Genomic DNA, 12,666 nt, shown 5'->3' with positions numbered 1-12,666 from the left:
TTTAATGTTTTGCTTTATTGTTATTAGGCTCAACATAGAGTGTTTTAATTAGCTTGTTTAAGGTCCAGCTTGAAAATTTTATGTAAAGCATTTTAATTGGATTTTTTGTATTTTTTTTTAGTACTTTTAAAGATTCTATATTCATTAAGGCTATTATTTCTTTTAGTGTTTTGGGCAAATTGTTAAAAATTTTGGAACCAATCTTATGTCCTTCTAGAATAAAATTTTGAAGAGTTATTTGATCTTTTTTTTGCAGACGTCTCATATATAACTTCAAAATACGCTCTTGTGATTTCATAATTTCTGAATTAATTTGTTCTTGTTTTTTGGTAATTTTTTTCTTGCTTTCAATAACAGGTTTTTTAGGTAGAGACTTGTAAGGATTTGTTCCTGGAATATAATTTTTAGGAATTTTCATATGCTTTACTCCCATTCAACTAGCTAACCTATAATGTTATTATGTTTTTTGTTTTTATGCAATCAATATTGATATTTTGATTTTTTATGATTAAAATCATCATATGAAAGGGTTTTTAAGGGCAGGAGCTTTTAATTTATTTCTTGGTGTTTTGATATTATTTAGTGTTATTTTTTTGCAATTTAGAAATTTAAACTTAAGTGTATTTTTTTTAAAAGATATAAAATTAGAAGTAAATAATAAGGTTGAAAATAGTGAATATATTTTAAATGATATTATGGTTAATGTTAGAGGACTTAAGATACTTTTGTCCAAACTTAATCCACTTGTTGTTTTAGAAACAGGGTTGAATCTTTTACCTGTTTCTTATAAAGTGCAAGACTTGGGTATTTATGTCTATTTTGAAAAAAATATTTTTTTAGGATTTTTGGTTGATTCAGAAAATAATTTTAGCATTGAATCAAATCTCTCTAAGAGCTTTTTGTTAAGCTATGAAATTGAAAATAATTATGAAATTTTATTAAATGAGCCTACTATTTCAATAAGACAAGGAGAGGGGGATTCGGAATACAAAGTCTTTTTAGGAGAAAATGTAAAGATAAGAGAAAAAGATATTTTAATTTCTCCTCAATCAATATTTAGAATTGGTGATGCTACTTATATCGATTCCTCAAAGAAAAGTATTTCAAATTCTACTATAGAAGATAATAAAAGAGATATATCAGATTATTCTGTTATGTATTCAAAAATTAAAGAAGTGAATAATAAAATTTTTAATGATACTTTAAATAATTTTAGACAAAGTGCTTATAATTATTGGAACAGTCCTGTTAATTTTAATGCTTCAAAAGGGGGATGGCTTAAATACGGTGTTTACGACTTTGATGAAAATTTAATGGTTTGTTTTTTGGCAGAATCTTTAATCAGAGGGAACCACAAATCAATATTTTTAAAATTAGATTCTTTATTGGTTAAAAATGAACATAAACTTACTTATTTAAGTTTATGTTATTATGCTAATTCAGATCAAATTGACAAATTTTTTGCTTATTTATCAAGAAATAAAACTTTTATTGATTCTCTTGAGAAAGACAGACTTGTAGTTTATTTGAAGGAGGACCCCCTTCTTTTAGAAAAAATTTTTTTATCAGAAAACGGCTCTAAATTAAATGATGCTTTAAATCTTCTCAAAAATCCTGGAAAAATATTGAGTTCTAATTTTAATTTTAGCCAAACTTACAATATTCTCTCTAATTATCTTACTTTTCTTAAGATTAGCAATGATGATTCTGTTTATTTAAGTTTTAAAAAGGAGCTTTATAAATTTGTATTCACACTATTTGGAATTACAGATGAAGGAATAGTGCATATTTTAAATGATAATATTAATCCGGCAGATACTGTTGAGCATGCACTAAAGATTTCTGGAGTTCTTAAAAGAATAGCATCTTATTTGAGAGATGATTTGATATTAAAGCTTTCATTTAATATGATTTATTATTCCCTAGTAAGTGATTATGCAAAAGGGATTCCTTATGAAAGCTATTATTCTGATATTATTGATAATCAATACATGCCCCAATTTATATTCATTTCTGATCATAGATCTAGGAGGTGGATATATGCTGCATCTAGGGTTTTAAATCGTGAAATTACTGATACCAAGCTTATGGTTAATTTTGATCAAGAGATTAATTATTCAAGCTATATGTTTTTTGGGAATATTTTAAATCCATCTTTAGTTAGATTTAGAGAAATTGATTGGTTTACAGATTATAAATTTTACATATATTCTGATGGTTGGAAGTATTATCCTTTGAGTAAAGTTTTAGTTATTAAAGCAACACCTAAGCAAAAGAAAACCTTTAATCTTTTATTAAGATTTGACAATAATGCAGAAAAAGTAAATATTTATGAATAAGCCTTTATTATCAGAATTGATAATTGATATTGGAAATACTAGCATTGCTTTTGCCTTATTTAAGGATAATAAAGTTAATTTATTTATTAAAATGAAAACAAGTCTTATGTTAAGGTATGACGAGGTTTATAGTTTTTTTGAAGAAAATTTTGATTTTAATGTAAATAAAGTTTTTATAAGTAGTGTTGTTCCCGTTCTTGATGGAATATTTGAAAATGCTATTTTTTCTTTTTTTAAGATAAAATCTTTGTTTATTAGTTTTGATTTAAATTATAATTTAACATTCAATCCTTATAAAAGTGGTAAATTTTTGTTAGGCTCAGACGTTTTTGCTAATCTTGTTGCGTCCATTGAAAATTATTCACTAGAAAATGCTTTGGTAGTAGATCTTGGAACAGCTTGTACTATTTTTGCTGTTAGTAGGCAAGATGGAATACTAGGTGGACTTATTAATTCTGGTCCTTTAATAAATTTTAATTCTTTAGTAGACAATGCCTATCTTTTGCAAAAATTTCCCATTAGTACTCCAAGTAATCTTTTAGAGAGAACTACATCTGGGAGTGTAAACAGTGGTTTATTTTATCAATATAAATATTTAATAGAAGGTGTTTATTGCGATATTAAAAAGATATATAAAAAAGAATTTAATTTAATAATTACTGGAGGTAATGCGAGTCTACTTTTACCATTAATTGAGATAGAGTTTATTTTTAATATTCATTTAACTGTAGAAGGTATCAAAATTTTAGGAAATTCCAATACCCCCGAGTTTGTTAATTAAAATATTTATTTTTTTTCAAGTTTTAAATTTTTTTGTTAAACAGATTTGGGAAATTTTTTGTTAGATGATTAAAATCATCTAAAATTAATGTAATCTCTTTATATACTTCGTCATTAATTTCTGCTTTAAATGAATTTGAGTTTGATTCTACATAATTTTCCTTACTGAAGCCCACTATAAATCCACTTAATTTTGTTTTTTTAAGCCACGAATATGTTAATTCTAAAATTGTTAAGTTGTTTCTCTTTGCTATTTCTTCAAGTTTATTTATGGTTTTTAAAGTATAAGGCCAAATTTCTTTTTTAAAAAGTATCAATTTTCCCGTTATGTTATCATTAAATTTGCTTTTGTCTTTTATATTAGCTTTAGATAAAAGACCTTGGGCAATTGTTGAATATGAGATAGTGGCAATATTATTGTTTTCACAGTAAGGAATTACATCTTTTTCTTTATTCCTAAATAAGAGATTGTATCCTATTTGATTTACGTCAATTTTGCAAACTTTTTTTATGCTTTCCATGTGTGATATTTCAAAATTACTTACACCCACATATTTTATTTTTTCTTTTGATCTCATTTCTTCAAGAAATGATGCGATTGGTTTTAGATCATAATCGTTTTTAGGCCAATGTATATAGTAAATATCTATATAATCGGTTTTTAAATTTTTAAGACTTTCATTAAAGTTCTTTGTATATTCTGAAATTTCCATTGGGTAACATTTACTTGCAATCAAAATATTTTCTCGTATTATTGGTTCTTTTGATATTATTTCGCCAATTATTTTTTCTGAAATTCCATTTCCATAAGCTCTTGCGGTATCTATATTTCTAATTCCGTGGTCATATGCTTTTTTCACTATTTTTTTGGCGGTTTCTTGTTCAACTTGTTTAAAATATCCTCCCCCAAATTGCCAAGATCCCAAAATTAGTTTGCCATAAGTATTTATTTTTTCTTTAAGATTATTCATAGATTCTCCTTTTTTATGATAAATAGGTGTTTTTGATTTAATGATTAAAGTATTTCTTATTTTAAAGGTTTTGTAGATAAAATTTTATAGTTTGTCAATATTTTTTAGCAATTTTTCTTTATTAAAATCTCTATTTATTCCGAATCTGGTTAAAGAGAAATCGTATTTCACAGGATCCTCGTTGTTTTCTTTTGAAAAGTAGTTTGTAATTTCTATTGCTTTTTTAAGATTTACGTTTTTTATTTTTTTGATTTTAAATAGTTTTGAGGCAATATTTGTCATATGAGTATCCATTGGTACTATCAGCTTATTAGGATTGAATTTATTCCAAATACCTAAATCGACATCATCTTTGCGTATCATCCATCTTAAGAATAAAAAAAGCCTTTTACAAGAACTTCCCTTTGAAGGTTTGGGAAGTAGCATTCCAAATTCTCTTCCGTTTATTTTTTCCATATGCTTTATTAATTCATCTATACTTAGTATAAAATTTTGGTTTTTATGATAAATACTATAGAGAAGATTCTCAAGCGTATGATGCTGCTTTTTTATTATTTTAAGGGTGTATAGTAGCCTTACAATGTCTTCTTCTTTAAAAAATCTATAAACAAATCCTTTAAATATGTCTTTTAAGTCTTTTTCATTTATTAATTTAAGGCTTTCAGAAGGGGATTTGCCAAGAGGTTTGAGTATTTTCTCTATTGCTTCTAAAATTTTTTCTACCCTTCCAAGTGACAATGAAGAGCTAATTAGGCCTACAAGCTCAATATCTTCTTTTTCTTTATACCTGTACAAAAATTCTAAAGGATCAGGATGTATAAATTTTTTCTTATTGTATTTTGAATATATTTTTTCTAGAAAATCATATAGTGAGCTTTTAGCTTTTGTTTGCATTATTATATTCTAATAATTCTAATAATATTTTTTTAAGCTTTTTATCGTAAAATTCGTCTTTTGCCCATTTACCAGTCAAATCATATATTGTTGGAGCAGACCCTCTTTTAACAAGGTAAAATCTAGGATCAACCATGCTTGAGTTGATGTTTTGTTTTGACGCGTAAGCTTTTAAATGTTGAATATGAGCTTTAATTCCTTCTTTAATATTGGGAAAAGAATTTCCTTTTGTAAGATTATTAGTAGCGCCTATTCCTGAAAAATTGTGTTGCTCTTTTGAGACTATTCCATTAAATTTTAGAGCTCCTGTTTCTAGTAGCATTTGAGCATAAGCAATGTCGTAATTAATCCCCTCAATCAAAGATTCATCTATATAGGTTTTAGCAATAGTGTTTACATAGTTTTTGTCAAGATCTGGATTCATTTCTAGAGTATATTGTACAAGATCTTCCAGCTGAGTTTTTCCTCTACTTATTAAAAAGGGAATATATTTTTCTTTTTGTATTTCGGTACTTATTTCGATTACCTCTTCATTGGCGTAAGTTTTATTTATTAGAAAAATATTTATTATTGCCAATAGCAAGAATTTTTTTATCATTATTATTTCTCCTCTTCAATAAATTTATTAATCTCAGCAACTATAGAATTGAATCTGGATAACATTGATTTTTTATTTTTTAAAAAATTAAAACTTTTTAAATAACTTCTGCTAAAAATAAGATCAGAAATTTCTGCAATGTTACCTATGTTTATTGGTTTTATAGAATCTATATTGACAGTTTTTGTATGGAGACCCTTTTCATTTTCTTTTAGAATTAGTTGTAAGTTTTTTAAATTTCTTATTGCTTGTGGTTTTCCCCCTATATTAACATATTTTGCTATGTTTGTGTTTTTTTCGAGAATAAAATTAGCAATATTTGCTTGATTTCCTAGTGTAATTAACGTTAGTTTATTAAGATTCATTTTTGAGTTTAAAAATTTTAAATTTTGGCTTGATTTTACTAGCTCAATAATACTTTGGATGTCATTTTCAGTAGATGCTATATCAGCTTTTTCATTAAAAATATTTACTGGTTCAATTAAATAGCTGATACTTTTATTGATTGCATAGCTAAATATACTTTTATGGCTATTTTTAATAAAATCGTGGCTTTTCATGTGATTATATTTTGGTGAGTATAAATAAACAATTTTTCCCTTTTTGACAAGGCTGTTGATTAGGGATTTGAACATTGAATCGTGAGAATAATAAGGAAGTATAAGCAAAATTGAATCATATAGTTTTTGATTGTCGCTAATTAAGGCTTGTTTATATATATTATTCTGTTTTGGTAAATAATTCATTTCGTTTATGAAAAAAGGATTAAATTCATATAAAAGAAATGGATTTTGTTTTTTTAGGCCCAATGTGGAGCTTACAGGATACCAAATCGATAAGTTTAAACCATTTTTATGGTCTTTAATTCTTGTAAATCCAATTTGATAGCCATTATCTTCGTCTTTGGGATAATTTACGAAAAGTGCTAAGTATGAAAAAATTGTTGCAATAATAACAGTTAAAATAGAAGGCATTACAAGTATTGTTTTTAGCAAAATTGGGAAAAATATTCCTTTTTGTTTGAGAAATTTAATGTTATTTCTTCTTCTTCTGTTTACTATTGTTTTTATGTTCTTAAAGAATATGATTATCATGAAGATTAAGAATATTCCGCCAATATATAACATTAATGGGCTAATTTCTTTAAAATATAAAGTTATTACAAAAAACATACCTGGAAATATTATGAAGCAGTCTTCGTAAGTGAATTCTTTTTTAAAATTAAATAAATTTACTATTAAAAATATACTAAAGCTGGTTAAAAAAATCAGTTCATAAATTTGCGTATCCATAAAAATAATTTTTCCTTAAATAATTATAAGCATAAAAGCGGTTTTTCCAAAATAGTTTACAGAATTGCTATTTTATTAAATAGTCTTAATTTAATTTTAGATTTAAGGAAAAATACTTTGATTAAAAGATTTTATTTTTGTTTAATATAAAATGTTGTGTTAAAATAGATCATGTTTACAGGCGAAAGGTAGTAATATATGGTCGGAACCTTTTTAGGAACCGGTGCTTCAAGTGGTGTTCCTATGTTAAATTGTGACTGTAGAGTCTGTACTTCGAGTTTTAGCAAAAATAAAAGATTGAGAAGTTCTTTTTTTCTTAGGTTATCTTCTGGTATCAAATTGTTGATTGATACAGGTCCTGATATTAGACAACAACTTTTAAGAGAGAATGTAGATAAGCTTGATTTGGTGCTTTACACTCATGAACATTATGATCATATTATGGGTTTTGATGATATAAAGTTTTATACACGAAGTGCTCCTTTAAATATTTATGCTAGAGATACTACTATGACTCATATAATGAATGCTTTTCCGCATAATTTTTCATCCAAACCCTCTGTAAGTGGAAAGGCAAATATTGTTCCAAATGTGGTTAGAGATTTTGAGCCTATTTTTTTTAAAGGTTTAAAAATAATGCCAATTCCTTTGATTCATGGAGAGATAGTTAGTCTAGGTTATAGGGTAGACAATTTAGCGTATCTTACTGATGTTAAATTTATTCCCGAAGCGTCTTATGATTATTTAAAAAATTTGGATTTACTTATAATAGATGCTATTAGGATTAAGCCCCATCCGGCTCATTTAAATTTTTCAGAGGCTGTTTGTGAGGTTAAAAAAATTAATCCCAAAATTGCGTACTTTACGCATATTGCACACGATATAATGCATGAAGAATTTGATTATTTAGAAAAAGACAATATTTATTTAGCTTATGATGGATTAAAAATTTATGTTTGATTTAAATTTAAAGAGGGTTTATGAAATTAATTTCATGGAATGTGAATGGAATTAGAGCTGTTTTAAATAAAGGTTTTCTTGATTTTATAAGAGAATATACCCCAGATATTTTATGTGTTCAAGAAACTAAAGCTTTAAAAGACCAGTTGCCAAAGGATTTAATTCTTGAAAATTATTACTCTTATTTTTCAAAGTCAAAGATTAAAGGCTATAGTGGTGTTTGTATTTATTCAAAAGTTAAGCCTATTGCTGTAGATTTGCTTGGAAAAGAAATTTTTGACAATGAAGGTAGGGGCCTTATAGCACACTACGATGATTTTGTATTGATTAACGGTTATTTTCCTAATTCTCAAGCTTTAAGAAGAAGACTTGTTTATAAACTTGATTTTTTATCTTATGTTGAGAATCTTTTAGATTCTCTTGTAGATGGTGGAAAAAATGTAGTAATTTGTGGCGATTTTAATATTGCTCATACTGAGATTGACCTTGTAAACCCTGATTCTAGTAGAGATTCTCCTGGATATTATATTGAAGAAACAACTTGGCTAGATAGATTTTTAAACAAAGGGTATGTGGATACATTTAGGATATTCAACAAAGAGCCTGGTTATTATACTTGGTGGAGCTATAGGACAAGAGCTAGGGAGAGAAATATGGGGTGGAGAATTGATTATTTTGTTGTTAATGAATTTTTTAAGAGAAATGTTAAAAAATCTCTAATTTTAGACAAGGTAATGGGGAGCGACCATTGCCCTGTTTTTTTAGAATTGACTGATGTAGTTAGTTGAAAGGAGAAAGCCAGATTGAAAAAAAACATTGCAATTTTTTATTTAGTATTTAGTTTTGCCTTTGGTTTCGGTATTGATTTAAATGATTTTAATTTTTACCGTAGTCTTGAAAAAGAAGAATTGATGTTTCTTATTAATTTGCTAAAAAGAGAGCAACTTATTTTGGCAAATAGTTGTGCTTTAGAATATATTGAATTAGCTTATAAGGCGTTAAAAGAAAAAAATGTAAATTTATTATTAAAAAATGACAAAGAATTAGCGGTAGACAGTAGTATTAAGCATATAAGACAATCTAGGTCCTATAACAATGTAAGACTTATCTTTAATGCTACAAAGGATTTAAATACTTTGGTTCATATTAGTAAGGATGGATTTTTAAGAACTTTAGATGGAAGAAATGTGGGCTTTAAGGATAATAAATTTGTTATTTTAGATTCTTTTTTAAATGGCAATTTTTATTCTGATGTACCAAGAGAATATACTACTATTGAAATCTATAATAAAAGCATTTTAATGCCTAATTTAAATAAATTTCTTCTAGATAGGCGCTTAAATCCTTTTGTTTATCTTGAGGATTTTAATAAAAATATTTACTTAAGCGATATTCCAAAATTAAGCAAAGAAGAGTTGTTATTTTTATTTTATGAACTATTTCCAGTTTCTAAGCTAAAGAGTTTAAAAGATTGGAATGATTTTGGATTTTCATCTATTTTAAAAACACTGAATAAAATTTATTCTGAAAAAATAAATTCTGTAAGAGGGCGTGCAAATGAATTATCAAAGAATTAAAAATTATTGTAAATTCGCAAATGTTTTTCTATTTTTTTTGTTTTCTTGTGTTTCTAATGAATTGAAGTTAGATAAAAATTTGGTAAAGGGGAAACTTGCCAATGGGCTTAATTATTTTATATATAAAAATCAAACTCCAAAGAATGCTGTTAATATGGGGATTGTCTTTAATGTAGGCTCTCTTAATGAAGAAGATAATGAGATGGGCATAGCTCATTATCTTGAACATATGGCTTTTAATGGTACAAAAGATTATCCAGGAAATTCTATTATTGATGTTCTTAGAAAATTTGGAATGCAATTTGGTGCTGATATTAATGCTGCCACTAGTTTTGATTTCACTTATTATAGACTTGATTTGTCAAATGGTAATAATAAAGATGAGATTGATGAATCTATGAATATTTTGAGGAATTGGGCTTCTCAAATCAGCTTCATGAAAGAAGAGGTAGATCTGGAGCGCAATATTATTATTGAGGAAAAAAAACTTGGTGAAACTTATCCTAGAAGGATTTATGAAAAAATGTATAAGTTTTTGGCAAGTGGAAGTATTTATGAATTTAGAGATCCTATTGGACTTGAAGAGCAGATTTTATCTTTTCAACCAGAAGATTTTAAAAAATTTTATCGAAAGTGGTATAGGCCAGAACTCGCAAGTGTTATTGTGGTAGGAGATATTGATCCTATAGAAATTGAAGAGAAAATAAGGAAACAATTTATTTCTTGGGAAAATCCAACCGATAAAATTGAAAAGATAAAATCAGGTTTAGATTTAGGATTTAAAGATAAGTTTTTACTTTTAGAAGATTTGGAAGTAGGAGAGCCTTGTTTAATGTTTTTTAAAAAGGAAATTGTTAGGTTTTTTCAAACTAAAAATGACATTTTAGACGACGTTAAGAGGTCTTTATTGGTTGATCTTTTTGAAAATAGATTTTCTGAATTAAATACTGTTGGGGTGAGGCATTTTAAAAATGTTTCAAATAAAGATTTTTTTCCGTTTAAATCAAATAACGATACTATTATTGCAAGATCAATTTCCTTTAATTTTAATCCAGATTATTTGAAGGAAGGAATAGAAGACTTTTTTTATGAGCTTGAGAGAATAAGAAAATTTGGATTTACTCAAGGTGAGTTTGAAAAAGTTAGATCCCAATTTTTAAAATCCTTAGTATTTAGGAGGAAAAATATAGATAAAACAAATTCAAGTACTATCTTCCAAGATTTAATAGAAATTGCTGTTGATGGTTTTAATAAATTTGATATGAATGAATATTTTGATCTTTATGGACAATATTTAGAAAAAATTGATTTAAATACAATAAACAATCTTGTAGAAAGAGAGTTTGATGTGAAAAATCGTGCAATTTTTTATTCTTATTCTGGAAGGTCACATCCCACTTTGGCTTTTGAAGATGTTGATAATTTTCAAAAGCTAGCTTTAACAAGAGAGTTTAAGCCTTATGAGAATTCTTTAATTGAAGGTAAGTTTTTTAAGGAGTCTTTAGATAATAAAGATATTATTAGAGAAAATAACTTTGAGAATGAAATTTCATCATTTGTTCTTGAAAATGGTGTTGAAGTTTATTTTAAATATAATGATCAAAAGAAAGATTTAATTGATTTTAGAGCAACTTCTTGGGGCGGTTTGATTAATGAGGATTTAGAACTTATTCCCGTTTTGACTTTTGTTCCTGAGGTAGTATCTGGTTCAGGGTATGGTGATTATTCTGCATTACAGGTTGAAAATTATTTATCAGATAAAGCTGTTTCTTTAGTTGTTGATGTTGGAGTTCAAGAATCATATATTGTTGGAAGTTCAGATAAAAATCATCTTGAAACTCTTTTTGAGCTTATATATTTTACTTTTAAGGAGCCCAAAGTAGATGAGGTTTTTTTGCAAAATTCTATTAATAATATAAAAGCATCAATAAAAAGCAATGAAAATAGTTCTAATTATCAGTTTAAGAAAGCTATTAATAAATTTTTAAATAATAATGATCCTAGATTTGAAGATGTAAAAGATAGTGATTTAAAGCATTTTACAAAAGAAAATATTTTATCGTTTTATAAGAAAAGATTTACTTATGCGAATAATTTTAAGTTTGTTTTTGTTGGAGACTCAGATATTCAGACAATAAAAGATTATTCAAAGAAATATTTGGGTAATCTTGACTTTAGAGAAATAGACGAGTATAAAGATTTGGATTATTCTTACAGTAAAAATTTTAATAAAGTAATTGTAAGAAAAGGAAAAAATTCAGCTAGCTTTGCTTATGTAGTTTATCCTTTTAAATTTAATTATTTGGCAGAGACCTCATTAAATTTAAATGCTTTAGCGGATCTTTTAACAGATGGCCTTATAAAAAATATTAGAGAAAAAATGTCTAGTGTTTATGCAATTCAAGCTTATTTTGACTCTAATATAAGGAAAAATGTAGATTCCGATGGCATTTTGTCTATTTTCTTTACTACTGAGCCTAGGGAATTGGATAATGTTTTAAATTCTATTAATAGCTATATGATTGAAAGGCAAAAAATAGATTTTAATGATGATGATTTTTCTTATGTTAAGAAAAATTATATTAAAAATACAATGATAAATTCAGAGAATAATAGTTATTGGATTTCAAATATAATGGCATCATTATCTTGGCACGGAGTATTTAAAAATAATTTTGGTGTTAAGTTTGTAGAGACCAATTTAAACAAAGATTTAATAAATGAATTTTTTAAGAAAATCAATCTTAATGAAAGAGCAGAGATATTATTGATACCCGAATAGATTATGCTTATTGGAACAACGTCATTGACTCTTAAGACTTATAATAAGTCTTAAGAGTCAAGCAGATTTTAAATATAATTTTTCTTTAATAAGACATCCTCTAGGGGAATCGAACCCCTCTTGCCAGGATGAAAACCTGGAGTCCTGACCGATAGACGAAGAGGACAAAAATGAGCTCAGTAGGACTCGAACCTACGACAAACGCCTTAAAAGGGCGCTGCTCTACCACCTGAGCTATGAGCCCGAAAATCATTTTGTGACCATCGAGAGTAATAATATATTCAATTTCCAATAATGTCAAGTTAAATTGATATAAAATTGACAATTTATACCAAAAAGGTACTTAACAATTTGAGCTGCACAGGACTTGAACCTGTAACCAACGGATTAAGAGTCCGATGCTCTACCACTTGAGCTAGCAGCCCGGTTTATTAAATTTACTAACAATAAGAATAAGTTTTTATAAATTGAAT

11 protein-coding genes and 2 tRNA genes are annotated in these 12,666 nt (G+C 26.8%); 6 read left to right on the top strand and 7 right to left on the bottom strand.

Going from position 1 to position 12,666, the window contains the following annotated elements; translation table 11 throughout:
• Position 1: 1 nt before the first annotated feature.
• Positions 2-418 (bottom strand): hypothetical protein, encoded by a 417-nt coding sequence (locus tag QIA41_RS01660; protein WP_320292321.1) that lies wholly within the window; start codon positions 416-418, stop codon positions 2-4.
• Positions 419-521: 103 nt separating this feature from the next.
• Between QIA41_RS01660 and QIA41_RS01655 the strand changes: the two genes are divergently transcribed.
• Together QIA41_RS01655 and QIA41_RS01650 are read left to right on the top strand one after the other, a co-directional pair.
• Positions 522-2,339: a hypothetical protein gene (locus QIA41_RS01655; RefSeq protein WP_320292320.1), complete on the top strand. Its 1,818-nt coding sequence runs from the start codon at positions 522-524 to the stop codon at positions 2,337-2,339.
• Positions 2,332-3,120, top strand: a complete 789-nt coding sequence (locus QIA41_RS01650) for a type III pantothenate kinase (protein WP_320292319.1) — start codon at positions 2,332-2,334, stop codon at positions 3,118-3,120. Before QIA41_RS01655 ends, QIA41_RS01650 begins: the two co-directional genes overlap by 8 nt.
• A 22-nt stretch (positions 3,121-3,142) precedes the next feature.
• On the opposite strand, the gene QIA41_RS01645 is transcribed toward QIA41_RS01650, so the two are convergent.
• The 4 genes from QIA41_RS01645 to QIA41_RS01630 form a co-directional block, all read right to left on the bottom strand.
• Entirely contained in the window at positions 3,143-4,090 is a 948-nt protein-coding gene (locus QIA41_RS01645) for an aldo/keto reductase (protein WP_320292318.1), read from the bottom strand.
• 84 nt (positions 4,091-4,174) lie between these two features.
• Positions 4,175-4,984, bottom strand: coding sequence for a TIGR02757 family protein (locus QIA41_RS01640; RefSeq protein ID WP_320292317.1), 810 nt, complete (start codon positions 4,982-4,984; stop codon positions 4,175-4,177).
• Positions 4,968-5,582, bottom strand: coding sequence for a glucosaminidase domain-containing protein (locus QIA41_RS01635; protein WP_320292316.1), 615 nt, complete (start codon positions 5,580-5,582; stop codon positions 4,968-4,970). Before QIA41_RS01635 ends, QIA41_RS01640 begins: the two co-directional genes overlap by 17 nt.
• 2 nt (positions 5,583-5,584) lie before the next feature.
• The gene (locus QIA41_RS01630) at positions 5,585-6,874 is read right to left on the bottom strand and encodes a hypothetical protein (protein ID WP_320292315.1); all 1,290 of its coding nucleotides are present in this window, start codon (positions 6,872-6,874) and stop codon (positions 5,585-5,587) included.
• 198 nt (positions 6,875-7,072) lie between these two features.
• On the opposite strand from QIA41_RS01630, the gene QIA41_RS01625 reads away from it, so the two are divergent.
• The 4 genes from QIA41_RS01625 to QIA41_RS01610 are packed head-to-tail and all read left to right on the top strand — an operon-like array spanning position 7,073 to position 12,193.
• Positions 7,073-7,834, top strand: a complete 762-nt coding sequence (locus QIA41_RS01625; protein ID WP_320292314.1) for an MBL fold metallo-hydrolase — start codon at positions 7,073-7,075, stop codon at positions 7,832-7,834.
• Positions 7,835-7,854: 20 nt separating this feature from the next.
• Positions 7,855-8,622, top strand: coding sequence for an exodeoxyribonuclease III (gene xth / locus QIA41_RS01620; RefSeq protein ID WP_320292313.1), 768 nt, complete (start codon positions 7,855-7,857; stop codon positions 8,620-8,622).
• Positions 8,623-8,637: 15 nt separating this feature from the next.
• On the top strand, positions 8,638-9,411 hold the full coding sequence (locus tag QIA41_RS01615) for a hypothetical protein (protein ID WP_320292312.1): 774 nt from the start codon (positions 8,638-8,640) through the stop codon (positions 9,409-9,411).
• Entirely contained in the window at positions 9,392-12,193 is a 2,802-nt protein-coding gene (locus tag QIA41_RS01610) for a M16 family metallopeptidase (protein ID WP_320292311.1), read from the top strand. The genes QIA41_RS01615 and QIA41_RS01610 overlap by 20 nt, the downstream gene beginning before the upstream one ends.
• Positions 12,194-12,364: 171 nt before the next feature.
• Here the strand turns inward: QIA41_RS01610 and QIA41_RS01605 are convergent.
• Positions 12,365-12,437: transfer RNA gene (locus QIA41_RS01605), tRNA-Lys, on the bottom strand.
• Between the two features lie 108 nt (positions 12,438-12,545).
• Positions 12,546-12,618, bottom strand: a tRNA-Lys gene (locus QIA41_RS01600).
• Positions 12,619-12,666 lie beyond the last annotated feature (48 nt).

Origin of the sequence: Borreliella sinica (genome assembly GCF_033969665.2) — a bacterium.
Lineage (GTDB): Bacteria > Spirochaetota > Spirochaetia > Borreliales > Borreliaceae > Borreliella > Borreliella sinica.
Note: the sequence above shows the minus strand (reverse complement) of the source record. Positions and strands in the feature narration are given on the sequence as shown.